The organism is Erwinia tracheiphila, assembly GCF_021365465.1.
Classification (GTDB): domain Bacteria; phylum Pseudomonadota; class Gammaproteobacteria; order Enterobacterales; family Enterobacteriaceae; genus Erwinia; species Erwinia tracheiphila.
In genome coordinates, this window is sequence record NZ_CP089932.1 from 779491 (window position 1) to 804755 (window position 25265).

The following is a 25265-nucleotide window of genomic DNA, read 5'->3' on the forward strand; positions in this document are numbered from 1 at the left end:
GCGGTGCCAAAGCCACCTGCTATGCAGGTGGCTTTTTACTTTCACCAGTCGTCAGGGCTTTCATCATAGATTTTCCGCACTGCAAATTTAAAAATGTAGTAAGCCGGGCGGCATCAATACAGCCAGATAATATTTATATGGGCTATATGAAAAGAACACGAACCACCCAGCGTAGATAAATGATAATCCACAGATACCAATCCCAATTCCTTGAACTAAACGCGAAAGTACAGCCAGAAAAAATATTTTCATTTCAGACTTTCTCAAAAAAATAACAGCAGGTTTGATGAAATTTATCGCGATCCGTGTACCACAGTACGGCCACTTCTTCAAAAGGACGGGTTTTATCTTCCACCATAAAATACAAAAGATCGGGATCGTCCATACGCCGTAACATGTTGTATGCGTTTGGATTCCGGCGTTGTAAGTCCCTGACCACATATAAAGATCGGGACATCGCAGCACTAATGGACAGGATGCCACCAACAGTTGCGCCTGTTACTATTCGCGGTATTAATCGGGATGAAAAAGTATAACCCATATTAGCAGTGGCAAGCTGATTAAATGCCATTTTGCCAAAAAATCCGCCAGCACCCTTTGCGGAAAGCTCTTTGACTTTTTTAACGTATACATGTTGAAAAAAATTGTCTAAAAACAGTCGAAGAATTTTCTCAATATTTTCTCTTGAAGTCATACCATTTTAACCATGCGTTCCTTATCATAAGAATTGACTGTTCTGTTGTCAGTGTCAGTAAGACCTTTTCCGAGATAATAGAAATCCATCGGTAGCGTTACGAATCCTTTCATAAACCCACGAAAAAAATTACTGTCAAGGTGAACAGCATCGGCTATTTCATCTGCGAATTTTTGGCACTAATCATTATTTTTCCTTACCCATCATCCCATATGTAAGCCAGCGGGCAGTATCACGGGGAAGAATATCAGGTGCATGCCCGCGCCCAGTTTTTGTCAATCTGGCGCTGCACCGGAGTTCTCTGTACTTTTTCCCAGCGCTGTTCAGCAACGTCCAGGTGAGTGTCATTTCGTCATTGTTGATTTGCACCTGCGTGATGCGGCGATTATTAACGTTCACGCCCGGACGAATTGCGGGGATCACGGCCAGCGTGATACTGTTGCCCGCTGCGCCGTTCTTAATAAATTCTTCGGGGATCCTGTAAGTATCCCAGCTCTGGTTCCACGCACTTTTTGAGGCTTCCGGGTTTCCAGCTATCAGCCGGTATTCTTCCGGCATAAGGTTATTCAGGGAGCCAGCGCTCTGTGATTTCCCGTGCTTCTTTCAGCGTTCTGAACAGGTAAAAATCCAGTATTTCTGTCCGGTACGTTCGGTTAAACCGTTCGATAAAGCCGTTCTGCGTTGGCTTACCCGGCCTGATAAATTCCAGCATCACGCCATGGTCCTCAGCCCATTGCGCCAGGGCCAGTGATATCAGCTCTGGCCCCTTGTCCATCCGCATTTTCAGCGGGTATCCACGCTGTGCCACAATCCTGTCCGGCACACGCACGACCCGCTGCGCCGGGATATTAAGGTCAATTTCTATCGCCAGAGCCTCGCGGTTAAAATCATCCACGACGTTGAAGGTCCGAAAACGTCGGCCACATGTCAGCGCGTCGTGCATAAAATCAGTCGACCAGCTCTGGTTGAGCGCTTCCAGCGTAGCTGGATTGCGCACCGGCAGGCGCTGTTTACCCTGACGACGAAAATTGAGTTTTAGCAGACAATAAATCCGGTGTACACGCCTGTGGTTCCGGACGTGGCCCTGCCTGCGAATCACCTGAAAAAGCTGCTTAAATCCGTAGCGGGGATAGCGTTCAGCCGCCTCAGTCAGGCTCTGGATCACCGGTTCATCACGTCGCGTGTCCGGCTGATAATGAAACACAGTCCTGTTCAGCGATAACGTCCTGCATGCCTGGCGTATGCCCATCGTAAACTGTGTGGTCAGATAGCTGACGGGCTCACGCTTTATCGCTGGTTTTAACACTTTTTTTCGATAACGTCCTTCAGCGCCCGGCATTCCGGACCCAGGTCGGCAAACATCAGCTTCGGGCGGCGATTCCCGTCTTCAGGGTCTTTTATCTTTTTGGTATCTGCGGCTTCCATCCCGCCATATTCAGCCTTCCGGTTGTAGTCGCTGGCTTCGGATATAGCGGTCTCACGGCAGACATTTTTGACGGTTCGACCAGCTTCTACCGATTTCAGAACGGCGATGCTCTGGTGCTCAGAGAATCGGGCTTTACGCATGGCGATCTCCTCAGAGGAGATAATCAGTATGTCGGAAGATCTCTAAAAGTGAATGGGCCGTTTTGAGGGGATACTTACATTTCATCACCCAGTGCATAACCGTCAATATTTTTTGAAATATATTTAGCGATATAGTCAGTGGCACTGCACAGGCTCGTATCGATGGGGTTTGCCTGAAAACATGCCTCCAGCGCCTGCGGCGTCAGTAACTCTTCTGAATCATCAAAGCGGGAGTGATAGCAAAAAAGATCGCGGACGTTATCAACGTGTTCCGGGCGCATGAACAGCAACAGATGCCAGTACAGTGTGCCGTCGTGGTGCGGCCTGGCAACCCTGAATCCAAAAAACCGGATACCGGTGCGCCGCCATGTAGCGCGAACATGCGCCCAGATTTTACACAGATAGCGCTGGGTGTTGCGGGGGGATACTGCGCCCGCCGTCCATTTGTCATTACGGCGGCTGCTTGTATGTACGGCATGAAAACGAGACGGAGCGGTAAGGGTGTGAAACTCCCCGGTCAGTCCCATTTCATTCGCGATATCCTCAAATCCGCGCTGACGCGTCATCAGTTCCCGGCGACGGTTGGCAGGGTTAGCAATGCTCTTGTTTACCTTGTCCTCCAGTGACGTGCGCTCGCCGGTGTCCTGGTCCTCAAACTCCATCGCTTTCAGGTATTCACGGTTGGATTTCTTTTGCGCACACTATTCTTTTCTTTCAGGGTCGGCTCACTACAGTACGACGCTGATTTTTTGTGAACGTAACCGACGGCGATTTGCAGGTGCTCCCGCCACTGGTCATGGACACGACGCAGGCGGCGCAGCCACCACGATGGGGATGCCAGCCGGGGGCAAACATGTTCAGATAGGAAACCAGCCAGGCAGCACGACCGTATGCACAGATGACAGAGAACGACAGATCGCTGGTTTCACGATAGTAATGCTCCTGATAATTGATAAATTCGCCAGTAACCAGAGCGGGCAGTCGGTGCGCAAGGCGCTTCAGCCGGCGGCAGCCGCATCATGGCAGTCAGTTGTAATCCTGCGCAAACTCAACGAATGCCAGCGGCAGAACGTCTAACCGGTAGCGGGCGTTAACATTGTCAATGCGCGGTAAAACATACTGTTCAAATGTGTCGGTCAGCCAGGCACCAGCACGCGTTGCTCCTTTAGTGTGAGTGAGATCGTCAACGTGCTGGACATACCAGCGGCGGATAGAATGAGGCAGTTTACTGAGGCGGTGGCGCGCACGATGAACGGGATCGGCAGGCGCTTTAGTAAGACAAAGGCCGAGCGCCCAACCGGCAGCTCTGCAGCAATAGTGCCGATAGCCTCGCGGGGCTGATTCCACCATTATATCCCGGCTGGTTCAGGTGTTTTTCCGGGATAAGGTGGCGTAGCGGCCGCTTCGACGGGCTCATGACCGGCTGCATCAGAACTCTTTCTGCCCGCCCAGTTCAATGACACGGTTTGGCGGAATCATAAACTGCTCGTGGGCGCGCAGGGCATTGTGCTGAAAGAAATGAAAAATGCCGCCTTTCAGCCGTGACAATCCCCGGCGTTTTTTCATGATCAGCGTGTCGTGAGAGGTAAAGAATGACGCCTCGTTCACTGTGCAGCCGAACCCTTCCAGCCCGCAGAGATACAGGATTTCCTGCATGGCCGGCACTTCATGCCAGCCGTAAGAGGCGGTCACCTGCCAGAACGTTGGGGAAAGCTGCTGCAGCGCAATCCGATTCTGATTGTATTCTCTCGGTTTATCCGTAGTACGGATGTGCAGCAGTACGATGCGTTCGTGCATCACGCGGTTATGTTTCAGATTATGCAGCAGTGCCTGAGGGATCTCACTGACCTTTTTGGTCAGAAAGATGGCGGTTCCCGCGACGCGTTTGGGCGGTGACGCCTCAAGTGAATTAATCATCGCCCTCAGACTTTCCGGGTCGTCACTGAGGCGGCGAATCAGGCGGGAGCGTTCACTGCTCCAGATTAGCATTAGCACCAGCATCACCATTGCCAGCAATACTGGTACCCAGCCGCCTGACAGCAGTTTGATCAGGTTCGCGCCAAACAGCGTGACATCAATAACCAACATGCAGAGCAGAAAAATAAGCGCCACGGGCAGTGGCCACTTCCATTTTCTGAACGCCACAATGCCGGTCAGGAAGGCGGTCAGCACCATCGTACCCGTGACCACGATCCCGTAAGCAGCCGACAGCGCGGAAGAGCTTTTGAAAGCCACAATAATCAAGGTAACGGCGATAAACAGCAGCCAGTTGACCACGGGAATATAAATCTGCCCGGACTCGGTGGAAGACGTATAAACAATGCGCATCGGCGGCAAAAAACTCTGGCGTATTGCCTGGTGCGTCAGGGTATAAACGCCGGTAATAATGGACTGGGCCGCAATCACCGTCGCCAGGGTGGAAAGCACGATCAGCGGGATTTGCGCCCAGCCGGGTGCCAGTATATAAAAGGGATTTTTAACTGCATCTGACATGGCAAGCACCAGCGCTCCCTGGCCAAAGTAGTTCAGCACCAGCGAGGGCATAGCGATAATTAACCACGCCATCCTGATCGGCATTTTCCCTAAATGCCCCATATCGGCATACAGTGCCTCGGCACCAGTCACCGCCAGCACTACCATGCCCAGCGCGGCAAAGGAGAGCGCTTTATGGCTGAGTAAAAACGCCAGCGCAAAAGCCGGGTTTAGCGCATGTAGCACCCCAGGATTCATCATAATTCCTCTCAGCCCAAGCGCCGCCAGCGTGACAAACCACACCAGCATCACCGGGCCGAATACCCGACTGACCCGTTCGGTGCCATGCTTCTGGATAATAAACAGGAGTGCGAGAATCACCACGGAAAGCGGTACGATAAAGCGGTCCAGTGCCGGGGCGACAACTTCAATGCCTTCGATAGCGGACATGACTGAAATGGCTGGGGTGATGACACCGTCACCATAGAAAAACGCGCCGCCCGTCAGCCCCGCCAGCACAATCAGGTGAACGGCCCGACCGCTAACGCTTTGCCGCGCCAGCGACATTAGCGTCATGATTCCGCCTTCACCATCCACATCTGCCCGCATAACAAAACAGACGTATTTGATCGTCACGATTAGCGTCAGTCCCCAGAAAATCAGAGAAAGGAAGCCCATTACCGCCGTTTCGGTAGTGCCACCTGCAGGCAAAATAGAAAGGCATTCCTTCAGGGTATAAAGCGGGCTGGTGCCAATATCACCAAACACGATGCCCACTGCGGCCATCATGGCTGCAGGAAGCGGCTGTTTTTTTGAAGTCATAAGAGATGCGTCTTATCTGTGAGTTGTCGAAAGTAAAGAACGGCCCGCAAAATGAATATCAGCGTGAGCAGAACAAAAAACTGTGGGAGTATCAGATTAAACATAATGCTGCCCTTAAAATATGCAACATTTACAGGTTCGTTTTCTTGCAAAAAGATAACATTATTAAGCGATTTTTACTCCCCCAGTCTGTATTTTTACGCCTTTTTTATATCTGAAACCGTTTAATGATTGGCATCTGTTGCCTCTCTGGCTTCGCTCTCTCTGCATCCGGCAGGGAAGACATTTTCAGGAAAACGTTATGTCAGGTCTGATTCTGGTTTCACATAATATGTCTCATTCCTCCACGCTTTCAGCATTGTATAAAAGCATACTGACCTGCCGACGCGATCTCAGTTTGTGGATTAGCTGGAATGGTAAAACGACTGAGTTTCCAGCCGAACATCCAGGGGAGTTTACTTTTTGCAACGGCGCTGATTACGACGTGCTGACTTTTCCTCTCAGTGATGCGGAATTGCATGACGGTTATATGGGCTATGTTCATAAAGGGCTGTGGCCCGTTTTTCATCAGCGCCCGGACCTTGCACGCTTCAGCCTGGATGGGCTCATGCAATACCGTAAGTTCAATGAGGTCTATGCACAGGCGATAGCAGAATATGCAATGCTGGATGATGCGATCTGGATTCAGGATTATCACCTTATCCCCTGTGCCCAACTGATTCGTGATGCCGGGCTGACCAACCGAACGGGATTCTTCTTCCATCAGCCTTTTCCCGCCGGGCAAGGATTTGAAGCCATTCCCGACTGGCGATGGCTGGCAGAGTCCCTGCTTTGCTGTGACATTATCGGTTTTCAGACCTTGCAGGATATGAAAAATTTTCTGCTGTGGGTCGAAAGCGAGTTTCGTATTGAGCACCTTGCCAGCACCCGTTTTCGTATCAATGGACGCATTGTCACCGTGGGCATTTTTCCGGTCGGTATCGATCTGAATGACGTTGAATCGCTTATTCAAAGTAGCCGCTGTAGCCTGACTGAGCAGGAGTGTCGCCAAACCCTGCCCGGGAACAGCGTGCTCAGTGGTGGCCATCTTGATGATAGCGCCGGGCTGCCTTACCGCATCAGCGCGATGGAAATCCTGCTGCGTCGGCATGAAGAATACGTCGGAAACGTAGTGCTATTACAGCTTGCATCACCCTCGGCAGGATATTCTCATCGGGCCAGTGAAATGAGTCATGAATTGGAGACGCTGTGCGGTGAGCTTAATGGGGTGAAGGGGACACTGGACTGGTACCCAATAAATTTTCTGACCCACCATTACACTCGGGAAGAACAGGCGGGGATCTACCGTGCTTCGCGCGTTGCGGTGGTCACGCCGTTAATTGCCGGCATGAGTCTTATGGCAAAAATGTATGTTGCCTTGCAGGACCCGGCCGATCCGGGCGTGTTGATATTGTCCCAGTTTGCCGGGGCATCGGAGCATATGGACGGCGCAATTATCGTCAACCCCTACGATCCTGATGCGATCGCAGATGCGATACATACCGCACTTCATTTATCCCTTAACGAACGTAAAAAAATGCATTCACGACTGATGGTCGGTATAGCGCAGCACGACTGTCACTGGTGGGCTGAACAGTTTCTTGCAGGGTTGAGCAACATTGAAAATGATGTGGCGACCCCGCCTGGCTGGGCCCTGGCGCTCTCTTCCTGCCTGTCGCACCGCATCAGATACTGAGCACGTACACAATCCGGTCTGAAATTCACTGACAGGGTTATAAACTCGCAGCGGCCGAGGGTAAAATACCCACGACTGAGATTAGCTGATGACCAGATTAATGCTGACTGGAAAGTGTCGCAACCATAACGGCTTTGATGGTATGAAGCCGGTTTTCTGCCTGGTCGAAAACCACGCTGTGCGCAGATTCGAAAACGTCGTCTGTGACTTCTATTCCGCCGTGCAGATCGTATTGTTCTGCCATCTGCTGACCCAGCGTGGTCTGGCGATCATGAAAGGCGGGGAGACAGTGAAGGAATTTCATCTGCGGATTGCCGGTTAGCTTCAGCATGGCACTGTCAACCTGATAGGGTCGTAACAGAGCGATACGTTCCTGCCACACTTCTTTCGGCTCTCCCATTGATACCCACACATCGGTATAAATGAAATCTGCGCCTGTTACGCCTTCGGCAATGTCTTCGGTCAGGGTTATTTTACCACCGGTTTTCTCTGCTGCGAGGCGGCATTCCTTGAGCAGTTTGGCATCTGGCCAGCAGCCTTTAGGGGCGACCAGACGAAGATCAAGGCCAACCAGCGCCGCCGCCTCCATCATGGTGTTGCCCATATTGTTGTGTGCATCGCCAACGTATGCAAAGGTCATTTCGCTGAACGCTTTCTCTGGCAAATGCTCCTGCATGGTGAGAAGGTCAGCCAGTAATTGCGTGGGATGAAACTCATTGGTCAGGCCGTTCCACACCGGTACGCCAGCATGTTCTGCCAGTGATTCAACCAGTTCCTGGCCGTGGCCACGATATTGGATGCCATCATACATGCGGCCGAGCACGCGGGCGGTGTCTCTCATCGACTCTTTATGGCCGATCTGGCTGCCGCTTGGGCCAAGATAAGTCACCCTTGCTCCCTGATCGTAGGCGGCAACTTCGAAAGAGCATCGGGTGCGTGTTGAGTCTTTTTCGAAGATGAGCGCAATATTTTTCCCTTTCAGATAAGGGATTTCTTCACCGTTTTTCTTGTTCTTTTTTAAGGTGGCGGCGAGGGCCAGCAAGTCATTTAACTCTGCGGGGGTAAAATCCAGTAGTCTGAGAAAGTGGCGTTGATAAAACTGACTCATTGAGCACTCCGGTTTATTAAATTGAATTTAAATTCAATTTAATCGTATGAGTATGCATTTTCAACCCCGTAATACAGAAACTTTTTGATAATGGTAGAGGCATAAAGGGCAGTATGTGAAAATAGCCGCAAGAGTGTCACATACTGAGGAAAGGATTATGGCAAACGAAGCATTACTGGAAGAACAGCGAGAAGAGACGCGGCTGATTATCGAAGAGTTACTGGATGATGGCAGTGACCCTGATGCACTTTATACTATTGAGCACCATTTTTCCTGCAGCAACTTTGATGCATTAGAAAAAGCGGCGGTGGAAGCGTTTAAATTAGGTTATGAAGTGACCGATGCGGAAGAACTGGAACTGGAAGACGGCAGTAAAGTCATGTGCTGCGATGTCCTCAGCGAATGTGCACTAGAAGCTGAGTTAATCGATGAGCAGGTCGAGCAGCTGGTCAACCTGGTCGCTAAGTTCCATGTTGATTATGATGGTTGGGGAACCTATTTTGAAGATCCGGATGCTGGAGACGAGGGTGATAGCTCCCCGGAAGATGAAGACGATAATGGGGTTCGTCATTAAAATTTAGCAAGCCTGGAAAGACTTGAATTGATTCACTCCTTGTCCCGCCGGGACTTGCAATCCCGGCTATGAAGTCACTTTGTTATTGAACGACGGCACCGTTGAACTTATGAATACCGAACTGCTCCTTGCGTCTGTTAACGCTTTTTTACGCTGTCGCACGCCCTGTGCGTGGATTGATGAAGCACGCAAACCAGAAAATCTACCGTTATTACTCACTGATCATCTGGTCTGCGAACTGAAAGCCGCCCAGACTGCAATGTGGTTGATTCGCAAATATGTTGCCGACCGCGAGAGCGGTGATGCACTACTTGCCTGGCTGAAGCCATGGGAACAGTTTGTTCACAGCGGTAATAGCTCTCTGGCTTTTCTGGCAGAACACAAAGGGTTATCGAAAACCATTATCAGTTGTGCTGATGTCAGGTATGGTGATGAACTGGTTGATAAAATGGTCTTATTAATAAAAGAGGAGTTACACCACTTTTATCAGGTAATGGAAATTATGCAGGAACGCAATATTCCCTATGCCAGAGTAACGGCCAGTCGTTACGCCAAAGGCCTGCTTGCGGATGTAGCCACCTGGGAACCACAGACGTTGGTCGACAAGCTTATTTGTGGTGCCTACATTGAAGCACGTTCATGTGAGCGTTTTGCCAGTCTGGCCCCCTGGCTTGATGAAAAACTGTCCGCTTTTTATCTCTCTCTGCTGCGTTCGGAAGCGCGCCATTACCAGGATTATCTGATGCTGGCTACGCAAATTTCTCCAGAAGATATCTCCTGCCGCATCAGGAAAATCGGCGAGACGGAGGCAAGGCTGATTAATGAGCCAGATAATGAACTGCGTTTTCATAGCGGTGTACCTGCGTGGTAGCCAGAAATGTGTACCGCTAGTCCGGTCGTGACGCAGACTTGCTGATCACGTATGCTTTGCGCTTTGGATGTAACATATGGCTAAAGTTGATGTCGTCTGCCCTCAGTGCAATGAAACTTATGCTGTACGATGTAACGGACATTCAGCATCCGGTGCCCAACGTTACATCTGCAAGCATTGTTCAAAGACCTTTCAGCTCAATTTTAGCTACTCCGGTGCCAAACCAGACACACACCAGACCATTGTTAATATGGCCATGAATGGTTACGGATGTCGCGATACCGCACGGGTTCTCGGTATCAGCCTCAATACGATTCTGCGGCACTTAAAAAAATTTCCCCAAAGCAGGTAGCTGAGAATATCGACCCCGAAACGGAGGTTGTTATCTGCTGTGAAGCCGGTGAACAATGGTCTTACGTGCGGTGTAAAAGCAATCCCCGGTGGTTGTTCTATGCTTATGACCGTATCCGCAAACGTGCTCTGGCCCACGTCTTCGGCCCGAGAAATGCCCCGACCCTGCGACGATTGCTGGCCCTGTTAAGCAAATTTAACATTGCCTTTTATATGACAGATGCGTGGCCGGTTTATAAAGTTCTGTTAAGTGCAACAGGCCACGTGGTGAGCAAGAAATATACCCAACGGACAGAACGACATAATCTTAATCTTCGCACACATATCAAACGACTGACCCGCAGAACAATTTGCTTTTCGAAGTCAGAGGAAATGCACGATAAGATCATCGGTTGGTATCTTACTCTTCATCATTATCAATAAATCTGCGTCACGACCGGCAAAACAATGTTTAACGCGGTTCGCCGCGTTCAGGGATGGTCAGATACACCATTGACCGCTGAAGGCGTCGACGTTGCTTTAAAACTTGGGCGCGGGCTGGAAAAAGAAAAGATTAAGTTTATTAGCGTCTGGTCCGGTGATTCTTGCCGCGCTGGTGAAACGGTGCGTCTGATTATGCAAAGCTGGAACGCAGCGTTGCCGCTCAATGAAAGCCGGGAACTGCGCGAAGTCTGCTTCGGTCTGTATGAGGGGGATTTGGATACTAATATGTGGGAGGCTGCGGTGAGACGAGCAGGTTATGGCTCTGAAGCTGCTTTAATGCAGGCTTACGAAGAGGGAGCCATCCGTATTGAACAAATCATCGCTGCCATTAAGGAGTCAGAATCACAGGGAACTACGGCGTTAAAAGACATTAAATCGAGGGGGGGGAAGCCGAGAGCTATCAGCAAGTGGCCGCGCGTATGATAAACCGTATTACATAAGTTGCCCGTGATACTTAAGAGAAAGGGGGAGGCAACGTGCTGGTGGTGTCCCACGGAATGGCGATCGCCGTGTTGTTAAGGGGACTGGGAGACACCACGTCTTGAAGCATGCTATCAACAATGCCAGCGTTACCCGGCTGTGCTATACGGACGAGGGAAAATTTATTATCGAATCAATCAATGATATGCGCTACCTGCAGGATGGTTTATAGCCTGCATAGCATGGTCACTTCGCAATCTGTATGTCCGGTGCAACCCATCGGACCGTCAATATGCTCAAAACCAAGATGTTCATACAGTCGAATGGCACGAGTCAGAGATGCGGTAGTCTCAAGATAACAGCGTTGGTAGCCGTGCGAACGGGCAAAATCCATCGCCTGCAGCGCCAGTTTTTTGGCTATGCCCATTCCTCGTACGATCGGCATAAAGTACATCTTCTGTAGCTCACAAATGTCAGCGTCGCTGCCCAAAAGCGGGGCGACTCCACCGCCGCCGACTATTACTCCATCCAGTTCAATGACCCAATAAGCGCTATCCGGTTCACTGTAGAGTTCAAACAGTCGATCAAGATTGGGATCGGCCACGGTAAAGCCTTTATCTGCGCTAAGACCAAACTCGCTTGAAACATCGCGAATAACGCGGGCTATAAAGGGATTATCGGCAGGTTGGATGGGGCGGATCTGTACTTCCATTGACGCTGTGGAGGTCATGACGCGGTTCCATTAAGAGTGATGGGAAGGGATCTAATAGCATTGGTACTGAGCAGTTGCAATCACCCGTTTAATTTGAAATGCCTTCTATTGTGTTTTTCGAACTTACTCAAAATAATGAATTCTGAAAGTCGCTGTTTTTCTGGAATGATAATATGCCATAAATTTTTTTATAAAAAGCGGTGAGAAAATGGTTGGGAAAGTCAATAATCAGCAATTCAGAAGTGATGTTTGTTATATCAGTAAAAAGCTTGAAGGAGGTGGTTATCAAATTAACCAGGGTTTACGGAATTATTTGATTAAAGCGGAAAATGTTACAGATATAATTATCAACAAAAAATTGATTAGCTATAATTGCTTTCAAAGTGCCGAAACTTCGCTTGGACAATGTTCCAAAAAAGAAAGCAAGGAAGAAACAAAATATGTAAAGATTTTTTTGTCAAAAATAAAAAATGTCTTTCCTAAAAAAGAAATGAAGAATGTCTCCTCCAGAGACGTAAAGGTCATTCAGTTTTTGGGATGGCATGGTACAAGTGCACCCGCTGCAAAAAAACTTATTGAACATGGCTTAAGTGACAATTATGAGCCAAATAGTAAACAAATTGAAGACAATGTACAGGGTGAAGGATTTTATATTTCAGAGAATAAAGTACATGCAAAAAATTATGCCATAAGAACGCCTGCTCAAAAGGTAAAGGAAGGTGGTAAAGAAGGTGAAGTCATTGAGGTATGGGCCGCGCTGGATTCTGATGCCCTGCCGTCTGTTTTTGATATTGAGGCAGCAAAAAATAAAGACGAGTTGATTGTGAGAAGCGAATTTAACAATCGGATATTTTTGACGCCTGATAACGACAAATGATTTCTGCACGCGTAAACAGGGGACTATAGATCGGGTAACGCTTTCTGTTTTGTTCATGATAAACATAAGGATAAATCAGCGTATATAAAAGCCTGTCAACCCGGGCATGCCATAATCCACTATGACAAAGTATGATGAAAGAAGCCTGTTGAACGAGTCCAACAGGCTTAATGGCGAGGTTTACAGTGCAGCAATAACCGTCTGCTGCTCGATCAGTTTCACTTTCGCCTGTTCAAACTCGGTCATGCGTTCGCGCTCTTTGGCTACGACAGCTTCCGGCGCACGGGAGACAAACCCTTCGTTTGACAGTTTGCTCTCAATTTTGCCGATTTCTACTTCCAGTTTCGCCACTTCCTTCGCCAGACGTTCCAGCTCGGTAGTTTTATCGACCAGGTCCGCCATCGGAATCAGCAACTCTGCACCGTCAATAATCTTGGTAACCGATACCGGACCTTTATCATCGCTCGCGAGGCAACGTAAATTATCAAGACGTGCCAGCGTTTTCAGGAAATTGTGATTTTCGTTGATGCGGCGAACGACATCGGCAGTAGCTCCGCGAAGCAGAACATCCAGCGGTTTCGCGGGTGATAAATTCATTTCCGCGCGGATGCTACGCACGGCAACGATCGCCTGCTTCAGCCATTCTGTGTCACTCAATGCGGCTTCGTCGACCTGTGCAGTATCAAAGGCGGGCATAGGCTGCAGCATGATGGTCTCGCCAGTGATGCCTTTAAGCACCTTGACGCGCTGCCAGATGGTTTCGGTGATAAACGGAATAATCGGATGTGCCAGTCGCAACAGCGCTTCCAGCACCTCGACCAGCGTGTTGCGCGTGCCGCGCAGTTCCGACTTCGATCCGCCATTCATTACCGGTTTGGTTAGCTCCAGATACCAGTCGCAGAACTGGTTCCAGGTGAACTCATACAAAATATTCGCTGCGATATCGAAACGGTAGCTGTCCAGCGCATCGCGACAGGCTTTTACCGTCCGGTTAAATTCGGCGCGGATCCAGCGGTCGGCCAGTGAAAGCACCATGTCCCCGCCGTTCTGACCGCAATCATGACCTTCGGTATTCATCAGCACAAAGCGGCTGGCGTTCCACAATTTATTACAGAAGTTGCGGTAGCCCTCCAGACGCTTCATATCCCAGTTAATGTCGCGGCCGGTGGACGCCAGCGCCGCCAGCGTAAACCTCAGGGCATCAGTTCCGTGTGGCTCAATGCCATTCGGGAACTGCTTTTCGGTACGTTTGCGAATTTTTTCCGCCAGCTGTGGCTGCATCATGTTGCCAGTACGCTTTTCCAGCAAATCCTGTAGCGAGATACCGTCAACCATATCCAGCGGATCGATGACATTCCCTTTCGATTTCGACATTTTCTGGCCTTCTTCATCGCGGATCAGACCCGTCATGTAGACGGTCTTGAACGGCACCTGAGGCTTGCTATTTTCGTCTTTGATAAAGTGCATGGTCAGCATGATCATGCGGGCAATCCAGAAGAAAATAATGTCGAAACCGCTGACCAGTACGCTGGTCGGGTGGAAGGTTCGCAACGCTTCAGTGTTCTCAGGCCAGCCCAGCGTGGAGAAAGTCCACAGGCCGGAGGAAAACCAGGTATCCAGCACGTCTTCGTCCTGGCTCAGCGCAACGTCGGCGGACAGATTGTTTTCCGCACGCACCTCTTCTTCGCTACGGCCGACATAAACATTTCCTTGCACATCGTACCAGGCCGGAATGCGATGTCCCCACCATAACTGGCGGGAAATACACCAGTCCTGAATGTCACGCATCCAGGAAAAGTACATATTTTCGTACTGCTTAGGGACAAACTGAATCTCGCCCTGTTCAACGGCTTCCACCGCCACCTTTGCCAGGGGCGCAGTGCGTACGTACCATTGATCGGTCATCATCGGTTCAATGACCACGCCGCCTCTGTCGCCGTAAGGCACCGTCAGATCGTGCGGCTTCACCTCGGCCAGCAGGCCCAGAGCGTCAACTGCCGCAACGATAGCTTTACGTGCAGCGAAACGTTCCAGTTTCTGGAATTCCGCGGGAATTGTCGCATCGTAAACGTCAGATTCTTCGCCGTTACAGTCGTACACCTGAGCGGCCTCGCGGATATCGCCGTCAAAGGTCAGGATGTTAATCATAGGCAGCTTATGGCGGCGACCGACCTCATAGTCGTTGAAATCATGTGCCGGGGTAATTTTCACACAGCCTGTGCCTTTTTCCATGTCCGCATGTTCGTCGCCAACGATGGGAATGCGGCGATTGACAAACGGCAGCACCACAAGCTTGCCGATTAAATCTTTGTAGCGTGGATCGTCTGGATTAACCGCGACGCCCGTGTCACCCAGCACGGTTTCAGGACGGGTGGTGGCTACCACCAGATAGTCGTTGCCGTCGGCGGTTTTTACGCCATCGGCCAGCGGATAGCGGATATGCCACATGGAGCCTTTCGACTCGCGATTTTCTACTTCCAGATCGGAAATCGCCGTGCGCAATTTAGGATCCCAGTTTACCAGGCGCTTGCCACGATAAATCAGGTTCTCTTTATACAGACGGACGAACACTTCTTTTACCGCGTTAGAGAGGCCGTCATCCATAGTGAAGCGTTCGCGCTCCCAGTCCACGGAGTTACCCAGACGACGCATCTGCCGGGTAATGTTGCCTCCTGACTCCGCCTTCCACTGCCAGATCTTTTCGATAAAGGCATCTCGACCATAATCCTGACGCGTTTTTCCTTCTTCCGCCGCGATTTTACGTTCAACCACCATTTGGGTGGCGATACCGGCGTGGTCAGTCCCCGCCTGCCACAGGGTGTTTTTTCCCTGCATACGCTGGTAGCGGATCATGGTATCCATGATGGTTTGCTGGAAGGCGTGCCCCATATGCAAGCTGCCAGTCACGTTCGGCGGCGGGATCATAATGCAGAAGCTTTCCTGGTTGGTGTCGCCATTTGGTTTGAACCAGCCCTGCTTTTCCCAGAGCTCGTAAAGCGGCTGCTCGATATCTTGCGGGTTATATGTCTTTTCCATTTCTGCTATGTCGTTGGGGGCGTCGGCGTTGCCGTATTCAAGTGGAATCCAACGCTGCGATACGCTTTGTAGCGGTCGCGCGCCAGCTGTTTCAAAGATTCTTCATAGGGCACGAAGTCTATCACTTCATGGAAAGCGGTGGCAAAATCTGCAAAATGAGGCAGCAGGCTGATCAGCAAATCCCGCGGTGCGTTGCCCCGGCGCTGGGGCCATGCCAGCTCCACGGGCGCACCGTATTTTGGCCCTTCGCCAGCGAGGTTATGCGGCACAAAGGCGCTGGCGGGGCGTTGCCACAATGCTTCATCAAGACGGATGGCCTGAGCTTCATCTTCACACGCGATCAGCACTCTCGCACCGCAGCGCCAGCGCGCCTCAGCCAAATCGCAAACCAGCGCCTCCAGGGCGCTGACCCCGTCCACCGCTGTATCGGTTTCCAGAAGATAGAAGGTGGCATTTTTCATTTATTAATCGTCGCCGTTAAGGCCTGCACGATTCAACAGAAACTGTGACAGCAGCGCAACCGGACGACCTGTGGCGCCTTTTGCTTTACCAGAACGCCATGCTGTACCGGCGATATCCAGATGTGCCCAGTTATATTTGCGGGTAAAGCGGGCGAGGAAACAGGCAGCGGTGATAGCGCCACCCGGGCGGCCACCGATATTGGCCATATCGGCAAAATTAGAGTCCAGCTGTTCCTGATACTCATCCGCCAGCGGCAAACGCCACGCGCGGTCACCGGCCTGTTCGGATGCGCCAACCAACTCGTGTGCCAGTGGATTGTGGTTGGACATCACTGCACTGATATGATGACCCAGCGCGATCACACAGGCACCCGTCAGCGTGGCGACATCGATAACCACTTCAGGATCGAAGCGCTCAACGTAGGTCAGGGTGTCACATAGTACCAGGCGGCCTTCTGCGTCGGTGTTTAACACTTCAACGGTCTGACCAGACATGGTGGTGAGCACGTCTCCTGGGCGATAAGCACGGCCGCCCGGCATATTCTCGCAGCCTGCCAGCACACCCACCACATTCAGCGGCAAATTCAACTCGGCAACCATGCGCATCACGCCGTAAACCGAGGCGGCACCGCACATGTCGTATTTCATCTCGTCCATGGCTTCGCATGGCTTGATAGAAATGCCGCCAGAATCAAAGGTGACGCCTTTTCCTACCAGCACGATGGGTCTGCTTTTCGCATCCGGGCAGCCTTTATATTCAATGACCGACATCAGTGATTCGTTCTGCGAACCTTGCCCTACAGCGAGATAGGCATTCATTCCCAGCTCTTTCATTTGCTGCTCGCCAATGACGCGTGTGCTGATGTTTTTACTGTAAGCATCCGCCAGCTGGCGCGCCTGGGAGGCAAGATAAGCAGCGTTACAGATGTTTGGTGGCATATTGCCTAAATCTTTCGCCACTTTAACACCCGCCGCCACAGCCAGGCCATGCTGAATGGCTCGCTCACCGCTGGTCAGTTCCCGGCGGGTTGGCACATTAAAGACCATTTTGCGTAGCGGACGGCGTGGCTCAGTTTTGTTGCTTTTCAGCTGATCGAAGCTGTAAAGCGTCTCTTTGGAGGTTTCCACCGCCTGGCGTACTTTCCAGTAAGTATTACGACCTTTTACATGTAGTTCGGTAAGAAAGCAGACCGCCTCCATTGAACCAGTATCATTGAGAGTATTGATGGTTTTCTGAATGACTTGCTTATATTGACGTTCATCCAGCTCGCGCTCTTTTCCGCATCCGATAAGCAAAATACGTTCAGAAAGGATATTGGGCACATGATGGAGCAGTAAGGTCTGACCGGCTTTACCTTCCAGTTCACCACGGCGTAGCAGCGCGCTGATGTAACCGTCACTGATTTTATCCAGCTGTTCCGCAATGGGGGATAATCTGCGCGGTTCAAAAACACCGACCACAATGCAGGCGCTGCGCTGTTTCTCTGGACTACCGCTTTTTACACTGAACTCCATGTACTCTCCTGAATCTTAAAGACAATGGCGTTTGCTGCGGCTAGAATGCAGCGCTTGTGTTGTACGGGCATTGCCCGTACAACATGCCGTTAGCATAACGAGTAACAAATTTGATTTCGGGTGATTATCCTGAATTTACATTGGATAAAACAATTTTTTACTTCACCAAAACACGATTATTGTCATACTAACAAAGTTATGGCCGTGGCCATCAATGATAAAAATGGCGTATAAGCGATGAAACTAGCTATTTTCCCGCAAAAAGACAAGTTTTCACAGGCGTACTCAGCGTGATCATCATTAGATATCTGGTTAGGGAAACGCTCAAAAGCCAGCTGGCAATCCTGTTTATCCTGCTACTTATCTTCTTCTGTCAGAAGCTGGTCAGGATTTTGGGCGCAGCGGCGGACGGCGAGATCCCAACAAATTTAGTTCTGATATTGTTAGGTTTAGGCATTTCGGATATGGTGCAGCTGATTTTGCCCCTCAGCCTGTTTTTAGCCATTTTAATGACCCTCGGCCGCCTTTACACGGAAAGTGAAATCACCGTGATGCACGCCTGCGGCTTGAGCAAGGCTGTTCTCGTTAAGGCTGCGATGGTTTTGATGGTGTTTACGGCGGTTGTTGCCGCTGCCAACGTTGCCTGGCTTGGTCCGTGGTCAGCGCGCTACCAAAATGAGGTAACGAAAAATGCCAAGGCTAACCCAGGCGCGGCGGCACTCGCTGCCGGGCAGTTTCAGCAGTCTGGTGATGGTCAGTCGGTGATGTTTATCGAAAACGTCAAAGGGAATGATTTCGGCAACGTGTTTCTGGCACAGCTCAGGCCCAAAGGCAATGCCCGTCCGTCAGTGGTGCTGGCAGACAAAGGCCGCATGACACAGCGTGCCGATGGTTCTCAGATTGTGACCCTGGATAAGGGAACACGCTTTGAGGGTACGGCGATGCTGAGAGATTTCCGCATTACCGACTTTGAAAATTATCAGGCGATTATTGGCCATCAGCAGGTTGTGCTCGACCCAAATGATGCACAGCAGATGGGCTTTGGTGCGTTGCGCCACTCCCAAAACCCGGAGTTTATCAGCGAACTGCATTGGCGATTAACGCTCATTTTCTCTGTGCTGGTTATGGCGTTAATGGTGGTGCCGCTCAGTGTGGTGAACCCGCGTCAGGGGCGTGTGCTGTCTATGCTGCCCGCGATGTTGCTTTATCTTGTCTTTTTCCTGCTGCAAAGTTCGCTTCGTTCAAGCGGCTCGAAAGCTCGCCTCGATCCGTCAATCTGGATGTGGGTGGTGAATTTCACCTGGCTGGCGCTGGCTGTAATGCTAAACCTGTGGGATACCATGCCGCTCAGGCGTATCCGTGCCCGCTTCAGTAAGGGAGGCTCCGTCTGATGTTTGGCGTACTGGACAGATATATTGGCAAAACCATCTTTAATACGATCATGGCGACATTGTTCATGCTGGTGTCGCTTTCCGGCATTATCAAGTTTGTCGATCAGCTGCGTAAAACCGGTCAGGGTGACTACACCGCGCTTGGCGCCGGCTTGTTCACCATTCTTAGCGTGCCGAAAGATATTGAGATTTTTTTCCCGATGGCGGCGTTGTTAGGGGCTTTGCTTGGTCTGGGTATGCTTGCTCAACGCAGTGAGCTGGTGGTGATGCAGGCGTCCGGTTTCACCCGCATGCAAATTGCCGCGTCGGTGATGAAAACCGCTATTCCTCTGGTACTGCTGACGATGGCCATCGGTGAGTTTGTCGCGCCGCAGGGTGAGCAAATGGCGCGGAGCTATCGGGCACAGCAGCTGGTCGGCGGCTCGTTGCTTTCAACGCAAAACGGACTTTGGGCCAGGGATGGAGACAGTTTTATCTTTATTGAGCGGCTGAAGGACAACATGGAACTGAACGGTGTCAGTATTTACAGCTTCAATAAATCACGTCGCCTGCAATCGGTGCGCTATGCCGCAGTGGCGAAATATAACCTGGATGAAAAGCTATGGGATTTGTCAGAGATTGATGAGTCCATATTAACCGATCCCAAACAGGTTATGGGCAACCAGACATTGAGTGGCAAGTGGAAAACGTCGCTGACGCCAGATAAGCTTGGCGTTGTTTTGCTCGATCCTGACTCGCTGTCAATCAGCGGTCTCTATAGCTACAGCAAATATCTCAAGCAAAGTGGGCAGGTTGCTGGCCGCTACCAGCTGAACATGTGGAATAAGATCTTCCAGCCACTCTCTGTCGCAGTGATGATGCTGATGGCACTCTCTTTTATTTTTGGCCCACTGCGCAGTGTGTCAATGGGATTGCGGGTGATTACCGGTATCAGCTTTGGTTTTCTCTTTTATGTGCTCGACCAGATCTTCGGCCCACTAAGTCTGGTTTATAAAATCCCGCCTGTAGTTGGTGCACTGTTGCCAAGCGCCGCATTTTTTGCAGTTAGCATCTATTTGTTGCTGAAGCGCAGATAGATGGCGTGCGGCCTGGCACCCCGCTTTCGTTAGATTACAGAATCCATTAATACCTGGCCGTCTTTACGGCAGCCAGCCTTTGTCGAACGGCTGGTGATAGCGGGCGGTTCACCGTATGTCGCAGGCAATTTACCCCATCTCAAAATGTCAACAGGCCTGAAAGCGGCCTTTGCTGGTTATGAAAGATTCATGGCTTAAAAAGAAGAAAGCGAAGCAACGGGCGGCTCACTGTATGCCGCAGGCAATCATCCCTGCGGGCAACAGGAATGCAAGGTGAACCCGTCTGGTTATGGCGAAATAAAGCGGCTTTTTTCATCGCAGCTGTGCCAGAAGCTCAGGCAGCTGGGAAAGCAGATAGAGGGTCAGCCCAATTGCGCCGCCCACCAGCGTGCCGTTGATGCGGATGCGTTGCAAATCCTTGCCGATATTTAACTCTACCTGATGCGACATATCCCGTTCGTCCCAGCTTTTTACTGTGTCGCTGATATGGCGACTGAGAAAAGTGGAGAACTCTGGTGCTATACCGATGGCCGCCTCTTCAAGGTGCTGATTCAGTGAGTTTCGCAGTTGCACGTCCCGAAGGAGTGACTCTCCCAGCCATTGACCGGCAGCGCTGACCCTGGCCTGAATAACAGACTCGGGATTATCCAGATCCTGTTTGAGCCAGCTACGCAGGTCTCCCCAAAGCTGACCGATATAAGTATTCAGTGTGGCATCCTGTTTCAACCAGGCTTTAATCTCTTCTGCTTTTGACCGCATTTCCGGGTCATCACGCAATCTTACAATCAGGCGCTGAACCGCCCGATTAAATCCCTGCCGTAGTTCGTGCGTACCATCCTGTTCAATATCGCTCAGGATCGATTTTACTGCGTCAGCGGCCAGCCCGGCAGTTTTTTCTCCCAGCCATTCGGTCGGCAGCATTTTCTCTTTTACGGGGTGTTCACGTTTGAGCCATAAGACGACCTGGCGTGCGATAAATTCGTGGGTGCCGGGTTTATTAACGAGATACAGCCACTGGCTGATGGCATCATCCAGCAGCGCCTGATGACGATTATTCTTTGTCAGGCTTTCCAGCACCACGGCTGTAGAGTGTGATAAATCAATTTTATCGATGGCTTTGTGGATGGCTTGTCGCATAAACGCCTGAATGCGCCGATCATCGGTAAGGTCCAGAAATCCCCTGAACATTTTCAGCAGATAGCCGCTAAAAATTGCAGCATTGGCGGGCATACTCACCCAGCTGGCAACCCTCAGCGCCGGATCGTGACGTCGAATCAGTGTCAGTAGCGCATCGGTATTGAGAAATTTATCCTGCACAAACAGGGCAAGATTATCAGCAATGCGATCTCTGTTGCGGGGAATAATCGCGGTATGGCGGCCAACCAGCGGAATCGGCACCCGGCGGAACAGAGCGCTGACGGCAAACCAGTCGGCCAGCGCACCAACCATGGCCGCTTCAGAAATCGCCTTTAGCATAGCGATCCACGGTGTGGGTTTAAACCACACCGGGAACAGCACGGTGATGACAAAAACAAGCGCAGCGCCGCACAGCAGTATAAGCGGCAACCGTTTTGATCTCGCCAGTTCGAATTCTTTATGTATCGGCATTTCCCGTTTCCTGTCCTGAATGCGGTCTGAATGGTTCAGATGTGCCAGACATTGCTGTTGTCTGACCAGGTGTAATTTTCTAACTGAGTGCGGTTGAAATCGACGGAGTAGCTGGCCTGCTCTCCGCCAGAGATGTTGCTAATTATACCTTCCGTTATCTTGCCGCCTTTATCGCGCCATGTCCCGATAAGCGCGTAATCTCCAGCCTTTTTTCCACCCGCAGCCAGATGGCATCCAGGATCGCCTTACCTAAAATCACTTTTCCGCTATTCAGGGTTAGCCGTGTATCAGATGCGGGTTTCATCATCAGCGTGGTTACCCACAGGCCGCGATCACGGGTCTGGAAGAAATCGCAGACTTTTTGTAAACGGGAAACGCTTACCGGGGCATGTTTGATAATGGCATCCACCAGATGAGCATTACCCACAAGGCTTTCCGGCTGAGAAAAGGTTTCCCTGTAATCACTTTTCAACAAATTAATATAGGGTTTCCCTTCGCTAAAGCTGGATATATCCATCCTCAGACCATTGGCAATCTGCGCATCCATCATTGCGGCTAGTGCAGGCACATCCTGTGGCATTGCTTTCAGTTTATGCGCTATGCGGGCAAAAATAAGCGTCCTGTTGTCACTTTGCCACGGCGTCTTTTTCTGTTGCCTCAGTTCAATAATCAGTGCATCAGTTGCGCTGCTGTCGGCATCAATTTCAATAAGATATTTTGCCAGCTCAATACGTTGATAATTGGATGTAAAGCGCGTCAGATTTGCTTCAGCAAACTGGTGTGCGCGGTTTTCATCAAACAGCTTAACGTTGGCAAAGGCATACATCAGGATATTTTCATCGTAGCTATTGGTGCCGTCATTGAGCATTTTCAGGGTGAAGGGCAGGAGGGCGCGATCATTGCTCATTGCCTCAAGCACGGCCACTTTTTTATTATTGTTGTATTCATTGCTGGATAAAATCTCGGTGATTTTCTTACCAGTATCGTCAGCTATCGGTATTACTCTGCCTAAAAAGCTGCGGCTTGCGGTAATCAGATTCAGCGCATCTCTGAACCGATCATCATCCGACGCGGGATTAACAATAATCGACATAATGCGCTGTTTTTCACCTTCGTTCAGTTCCAGACGACTGGCACCGTGTCGCGCACTGTCACGGGCGTAGCGCAAACTGAGCGAATCCAGCAGGGCATCTGTTCGCAGATTATCCAGAATTTTGTGGCGCTCGCTATTATTGTCATCAAAACGTAACCCGTTGTGCATGGTGTCGGTGTAATAAATCGTAAGTTGTCGGGTGAGTCCGTTCAGCCTGACAAAGTCTGTTACCGCAAGGGTCACTGCCAGCGCACTGACGATGGCCAGCAGCCCGGCGCGCGCGTGGTTAAGAACTGCCATGGTTTTAGTGATAGCGTTTTCAGTGATTTCAGCTTTGGCATTGTCAATTTTGTTGCTGACCTGCTGTAGCAGATGCCGATTTTCTTCACGCAGTTTTTCCAGTTCGGCTTTGTGCTGCCGGGCATCGCGTTCGATGAGCAGCATTGTTAAATCCTTTTCCATCGTTTTCTCACAAAAAATCATTCACGTTTGATGGCGAATGATAATGCAGGCTGATCGGAGGAGGTGCAAACTCAGTCACCAGCCCGAAAGAGGAAAATATAACCGGATAAATATGAAGAAAAAGTGAAATTTATTAATTTATTGTATTTTTCATACAAGTAATGGACGCAAGTTTAATTGCGATAGCAACAATATTCGGTGCGCTGGTGCTGGGTGCAATGAGTGCTGGTCCTGGCTTTGTTTTCGTCGCGTGCACCGCTGTGACCTCTGCCCGCCTCGCAGGAGTGGGGCCGCTTTGGTCATGGCGCTGGGATCGCTGATTATCTCATCGATAGCCTTATCAGACCTGCACACTTTGCTGTCAGCGGTGTCGTGGTTGTGGCTGGCGGTTAAAATATTTCGGGGAGCAAAACAGCCATTAGTCCACGATAGCGAGTCCGCCAGTGGTCAGCTTTTTCTCCGGGCATTTCTTATCGCTCTGGGGACACAACTCAGTAATCCAAAAACAGCCGTGGTATTTGCCGGGATTTTTGCGGCACTGCTGCCTGTTTATATTCCGCCGTTTATGTACGTCATTTTGCCCCTTACTTCAATGCTGGTTGATGGGCTATGGTACGCTTTCGTTGCCTGTGTGCTTTCAGCGTCCAGATCCCGTCGGCCCTGTCTTCGCCATAAGACCTTTTTTGACAGGCTGGGTGGAGGGGTAATGGCACTGTTGGGGATCAAGTTGATTGCTAAATAAAGGCAGGTCGTAATCTTAACAGCACCTTCAGAGAGGCTTTGCAGGCTTGTGAGGGTGCAGTTGATCGCGATGGCTTCACGCCGTTAAGAAATAAATTGCTTGCTCTGCTTTAACACAAGATCGCAGGCTTTAGTTTTCACCTTTTTACCCAGATCGGTATTACTCAGTGCGCGGAGATTGATTTGCTGGTTGTTGCCGGTATTAAGGAGTCCCGCCAGTCCCTGCTTGTAATCGGTCGTTTCCTGTACTTTTTGCGGCTCGTCCAGTCTAAGCTTACTCATTAATTGCTCTTTCACTGCACTGACTTTGTTATCTACCACATTGTTTTTCAAGCAGTACTGCAAAACGCCTGCGGCATTTGTCATGCTGCTGGCACTCAGTGTCTGATTGCCGCCGTTAAGCAGGCTGGTAAGTGAAGCCATCGACGAACCTGCCTGGCTGCTGGATGTGCCCGATGTGACATTCTGACTCAGTGAATTCGCCGCGTTACTTAACTGATCCTGCCAGCTCGCCGCAGAGGCCACACCCGTGAAAAACGAAGTGGAAACCGTCAGCGCCAGAATTATTTTCACTGCTTTTTTCATGTAGCTGCCCTTTGTAAAGTTATCATGTGTAGCGTTACTTCCTCATGCACCTGTCGCTGTAGTGGGACTGTGTGCTTTTTAATGAGTTCCCCCAACAAGCGAAATGGTCATTATATGGATTTTTTTAAGACTAATCTTGGTGGTATGCATCGTGTTTTCACAGGTTGTGCGGGATGTCAGAAAAAAGTGTTGGCATAAAAGATGTTTCAGCAGTCTATTGCCAGACTAGGGAAGAATGGAGGCTGTGCTTATTTCACATTAACACTGGTGCAAAGAACATCCCGCTATCAACGCATTGGTGCCGATTTTTTCAGCACTTACGCTATGGCAGACGGATAGTTGTTGCGGAAGCAGGGAGCAACGGTATAATCCACAACGTTTCCGCATCCCCTTCAGTGCCGAAGTGGCGAAATCGGTAGACGCAGTTGATTCAAAATCAACCGTAGAAATACGTGCCGGTTCGAGTCCGGCCTTCGGCACCATAAAAAGCTTTTTTCAAGTCTACTAACGTCTACTTTAGTCCACAAAAACAGTATGTTAAGCGAGTTTCTGACTTGGCTTAGTCTGTTCACGTCTACTCAATTCCTTGAACATATACCAACCGATGATGGT

At 50.3% G+C, this 25265-nt stretch carries 22 protein-coding genes, 1 tRNA gene and 1 pseudogene; 10 read left to right on the forward strand and 14 right to left on the reverse strand.

Annotated features, from left to right (window positions below; all coding sequences use genetic code 11):
* Positions 1 to 253: 253 nt before the first annotated feature.
* The 6 genes and pseudogenes from LU633_RS04030 to kup all read right to left on the reverse strand — a co-directional run bounded on the left by LU633_RS04030 (position 254) and on the right by kup (position 5554).
* Positions 254 to 694: a hypothetical protein gene (locus LU633_RS04030; RefSeq protein WP_016190516.1), complete on the reverse strand. Its 441-nt coding sequence runs from the start codon at positions 692 to 694 to the stop codon at positions 254 to 256.
* A 498-nt stretch (positions 695 to 1192) separates the two neighbouring features.
* Positions 1193 to 2260, reverse strand: a pseudogene (locus LU633_RS04040) (IS3 family transposase); the annotation flags it as partial.
* A gap of 74 nt (positions 2261 to 2334) precedes the next feature.
* Positions 2335 to 2922 (reverse strand): replication endonuclease, encoded by a 588-nt coding sequence (locus LU633_RS04045; RefSeq protein WP_051124342.1) that lies wholly within the window; start codon positions 2920 to 2922, stop codon positions 2335 to 2337.
* Between the two features lie 5 nt (positions 2923 to 2927).
* Positions 2928 to 3158 carry a replication endonuclease gene (locus LU633_RS26095; RefSeq protein WP_082103848.1) on the reverse strand — a complete coding sequence of 77 codons (231 nt, stop codon included), beginning with the start codon at positions 3156 to 3158 and terminating at the stop codon, positions 2928 to 2930.
* 128 nt (positions 3159 to 3286) lie between these two features.
* Complete coding sequence (locus tag LU633_RS04050; RefSeq protein WP_233485084.1) at positions 3287 to 3610, reverse strand: hypothetical protein; 324 nt, start codon at positions 3608 to 3610, stop codon at positions 3287 to 3289.
* A 78-nt stretch (positions 3611 to 3688) separates the two neighbouring features.
* Positions 3689 to 5554, reverse strand: coding sequence for a low affinity potassium transporter Kup (gene kup / locus LU633_RS04055; RefSeq protein ID WP_016190512.1), 1866 nt, complete (start codon positions 5552 to 5554; stop codon positions 3689 to 3691).
* A gap of 301 nt (positions 5555 to 5855) precedes the next feature.
* Between kup and LU633_RS04060 the strand changes: the two genes are divergently transcribed.
* A complete protein-coding gene (locus tag LU633_RS04060) occupies positions 5856 to 7289 on the forward strand; it encodes an alpha,alpha-trehalose-phosphate synthase (UDP-forming) (RefSeq protein ID WP_016190510.1) in 1434 nt (477 codons plus the stop codon).
* A 97-nt stretch (positions 7290 to 7386) separates the two neighbouring features.
* On the opposite strand, the gene argF is transcribed toward LU633_RS04060, so the two are convergent.
* Positions 7387 to 8397, reverse strand: coding sequence for an ornithine carbamoyltransferase (gene argF / locus LU633_RS04065; protein ID WP_016190509.1), 1011 nt, complete (start codon positions 8395 to 8397; stop codon positions 7387 to 7389).
* A gap of 157 nt (positions 8398 to 8554) precedes the next feature.
* On the opposite strand from argF, the gene rraB reads away from it, so the two are divergent.
* The 4 genes from rraB (at position 8555) to LU633_RS04085 (ending at position 11099) form a co-directional block, all read left to right on the forward strand.
* Positions 8555 to 8971 (forward strand): ribonuclease E inhibitor RraB, encoded by a 417-nt coding sequence (gene rraB, locus LU633_RS04070; RefSeq protein WP_016190508.1) that lies wholly within the window; start codon positions 8555 to 8557, stop codon positions 8969 to 8971.
* Positions 8972 to 9080: 109 nt separating this feature from the next.
* Positions 9081 to 9842 (forward strand): tRNA isopentenyl-2-thiomethyl-A-37 hydroxylase MiaE, encoded by a 762-nt coding sequence (gene miaE, locus LU633_RS04075; protein WP_016190507.1) that lies wholly within the window; start codon positions 9081 to 9083, stop codon positions 9840 to 9842.
* A 76-nt stretch (positions 9843 to 9918) separates the two neighbouring features.
* Positions 9919 to 10616 (forward strand): IS1 family transposase gene (locus LU633_RS04080; protein ID WP_233481990.1). Its coding sequence is split into 2 segments (ribosomal slippage): positions 9919 to 10180 and positions 10180 to 10616, totalling 699 coding nucleotides; the frame shifts between segments, so codons are not numbered across the junction.
* Positions 10617 to 10640: 24 nt separating this feature from the next.
* On the forward strand, positions 10641 to 11099 hold the full coding sequence (locus LU633_RS04085; protein WP_051124340.1) for a histidine phosphatase family protein: 459 nt from the start codon (positions 10641 to 10643) through the stop codon (positions 11097 to 11099).
* 223 nt (positions 11100 to 11322) lie between these two features.
* Here the strand turns inward: LU633_RS04085 and LU633_RS04090 are convergent, their stop codons facing one another.
* Positions 11323 to 11826 carry a GNAT family N-acetyltransferase gene (locus LU633_RS04090; protein ID WP_016190504.1) on the reverse strand — a complete coding sequence of 168 codons (504 nt, stop codon included), beginning with the start codon at positions 11824 to 11826 and terminating at the stop codon, positions 11323 to 11325.
* Between the two features lie 190 nt (positions 11827 to 12016).
* Between LU633_RS04090 and LU633_RS04095 the strand changes: the two genes are divergently transcribed.
* On the forward strand, positions 12017 to 12685 hold the full coding sequence (locus LU633_RS04095) for a hypothetical protein (RefSeq protein WP_016190503.1): 669 nt from the start codon (positions 12017 to 12019) through the stop codon (positions 12683 to 12685).
* A 180-nt stretch (positions 12686 to 12865) separates the two neighbouring features.
* On the opposite strand, the gene LU633_RS04100 is transcribed toward LU633_RS04095, so the two are convergent.
* Genes LU633_RS04100 through pepA form a run of 3 tightly spaced genes read right to left on the reverse strand, consistent with a single transcriptional unit; the run spans position 12866 to position 17697 of the window.
* Positions 12866 to 15721: a valine--tRNA ligase gene (locus tag LU633_RS04100; protein WP_016190502.1), complete on the reverse strand. Its 2856-nt coding sequence runs from the start codon at positions 15719 to 15721 to the stop codon at positions 12866 to 12868.
* Between the two features lie 5 nt (positions 15722 to 15726).
* Complete coding sequence (locus tag LU633_RS04105; protein WP_016190501.1) at positions 15727 to 16182, reverse strand: DNA polymerase III subunit chi; 456 nt, start codon at positions 16180 to 16182, stop codon at positions 15727 to 15729.
* Positions 16183 to 16185: 3 nt separating this feature from the next.
* Positions 16186 to 17697, reverse strand: a complete 1512-nt coding sequence (gene pepA / locus LU633_RS04110; protein ID WP_016190500.1) for a leucyl aminopeptidase — start codon at positions 17695 to 17697, stop codon at positions 16186 to 16188.
* 290 nt (positions 17698 to 17987) lie between these two features.
* Here pepA and lptF point away from each other — a divergent pair, with 290 nt between their 5' ends.
* Both lptF and lptG read left to right on the forward strand, forming a co-directional pair.
* Positions 17988 to 19088 carry an LPS export ABC transporter permease LptF gene (gene lptF, locus LU633_RS04115; RefSeq protein ID WP_016190499.1) on the forward strand — a complete coding sequence of 367 codons (1101 nt, stop codon included), beginning with the start codon at positions 17988 to 17990 and terminating at the stop codon, positions 19086 to 19088.
* Positions 19088 to 20164 (forward strand): LPS export ABC transporter permease LptG, encoded by a 1077-nt coding sequence (lptG, locus tag LU633_RS04120; RefSeq protein ID WP_016190498.1) that lies wholly within the window; start codon positions 19088 to 19090, stop codon positions 20162 to 20164. The genes lptF and lptG overlap by 1 nt, the downstream gene beginning before the upstream one ends.
* Before the next feature lie 312 nt (positions 20165 to 20476).
* Here lptG and LU633_RS04125 read toward each other — a convergent pair whose 3' ends face one another.
* Together LU633_RS04125 and LU633_RS04130 are read right to left on the reverse strand one after the other, a co-directional pair.
* Positions 20477 to 21766: a DUF445 domain-containing protein gene (locus LU633_RS04125; protein ID WP_040465480.1), complete on the reverse strand. Its 1290-nt coding sequence runs from the start codon at positions 21764 to 21766 to the stop codon at positions 20477 to 20479.
* 160 nt (positions 21767 to 21926) lie between these two features.
* Positions 21927 to 23309 carry a hypothetical protein gene (locus LU633_RS04130; RefSeq protein WP_016190496.1) on the reverse strand — a complete coding sequence of 461 codons (1383 nt, stop codon included), beginning with the start codon at positions 23307 to 23309 and terminating at the stop codon, positions 21927 to 21929.
* A 319-nt stretch (positions 23310 to 23628) separates the two neighbouring features.
* Here LU633_RS04130 and LU633_RS04135 point away from each other — a divergent pair, with 319 nt between their 5' ends.
* On the forward strand, positions 23629 to 24069 hold the full coding sequence (locus LU633_RS04135) for a LysE family translocator (protein WP_016190495.1): 441 nt from the start codon (positions 23629 to 23631) through the stop codon (positions 24067 to 24069).
* 83 nt (positions 24070 to 24152) lie between these two features.
* Here LU633_RS04135 and LU633_RS04140 read toward each other — a convergent pair whose 3' ends face one another.
* Complete coding sequence (locus LU633_RS04140) at positions 24153 to 24653, reverse strand: DUF2501 domain-containing protein (protein WP_016190494.1); 501 nt, start codon at positions 24651 to 24653, stop codon at positions 24153 to 24155.
* 397 nt (positions 24654 to 25050) lie between these two features.
* On the opposite strand from LU633_RS04140, the gene LU633_RS04145 reads away from it, so the two are divergent.
* Positions 25051 to 25135: transfer RNA gene (locus LU633_RS04145), tRNA-Leu, on the forward strand.
* Positions 25136 to 25265: the final 130 nt, after the last annotated feature.

Excerpts from the sequence above, each read along its gene's own strand:
- LU633_RS04105 (WP_016190501.1), bottom strand. The coding sequence starts at position 16,182 with ATGAAAAATGCCACCTTCTATCTTCTGGAAACCGATACAGCGGTGGAC.
- LU633_RS04060 (WP_016190510.1), top strand. The coding sequence starts at position 5,856 with ATGTCAGGTCTGATTCTGGTTTCACATAATATGTCTCATTCCTCCACG.
- LU633_RS04130 (WP_016190496.1), bottom strand. The coding sequence starts at position 23,309 with ATGCTGCTCATCGAACGCGATGCCCGGCAGCACAAAGCCGAACTGGAA.
- LU633_RS04050 (WP_233485084.1), bottom strand. The coding sequence starts at position 3,610 with ATGGTGGAATCAGCCCCGCGAGGCTATCGGCACTATTGCTGCAGAGCT.
- kup (WP_016190512.1), bottom strand. The coding sequence starts at position 5,554 with ATGACTTCAAAAAAACAGCCGCTTCCTGCAGCCATGATGGCCGCAGTG.
- LU633_RS04135 (WP_016190495.1), top strand. The coding sequence starts at position 23,629 with ATGGCGCTGGGATCGCTGATTATCTCATCGATAGCCTTATCAGACCTG.
- LU633_RS04030 (WP_016190516.1), bottom strand. The coding sequence starts at position 694 with ATGACTTCAAGAGAAAATATTGAGAAAATTCTTCGACTGTTTTTAGAC.
- LU633_RS04090 (WP_016190504.1), bottom strand. The coding sequence starts at position 11,826 with ATGACCTCCACAGCGTCAATGGAAGTACAGATCCGCCCCATCCAACCT.
- LU633_RS04140 (WP_016190494.1), bottom strand. The coding sequence starts at position 24,653 with ATGAAAAAAGCAGTGAAAATAATTCTGGCGCTGACGGTTTCCACTTCG.
- LU633_RS04100 (WP_016190502.1), bottom strand. The coding sequence starts at position 15,721 with ATGGAAAAGACATATAACCCGCAAGATATCGAGCAGCCGCTTTACGAG.
- lptG (WP_016190498.1), top strand. The coding sequence starts at position 19,088 with ATGTTTGGCGTACTGGACAGATATATTGGCAAAACCATCTTTAATACG.
- argF (WP_016190509.1), bottom strand. The coding sequence starts at position 8,397 with ATGAGTCAGTTTTATCAACGCCACTTTCTCAGACTACTGGATTTTACC.
- miaE (WP_016190507.1), top strand. The coding sequence starts at position 9,081 with ATGAATACCGAACTGCTCCTTGCGTCTGTTAACGCTTTTTTACGCTGT.
- pepA (WP_016190500.1), bottom strand. The coding sequence starts at position 17,697 with ATGGAGTTCAGTGTAAAAAGCGGTAGTCCAGAGAAACAGCGCAGCGCC.
- rraB (WP_016190508.1), top strand. The coding sequence starts at position 8,555 with ATGGCAAACGAAGCATTACTGGAAGAACAGCGAGAAGAGACGCGGCTG.
- LU633_RS04045 (WP_051124342.1), bottom strand. The coding sequence starts at position 2,922 with ATGGAGTTTGAGGACCAGGACACCGGCGAGCGCACGTCACTGGAGGAC.
- LU633_RS04095 (WP_016190503.1), top strand. The coding sequence starts at position 12,017 with ATGGTTGGGAAAGTCAATAATCAGCAATTCAGAAGTGATGTTTGTTAT.
- LU633_RS04085 (WP_051124340.1), top strand. The coding sequence starts at position 10,641 with ATGTTTAACGCGGTTCGCCGCGTTCAGGGATGGTCAGATACACCATTG.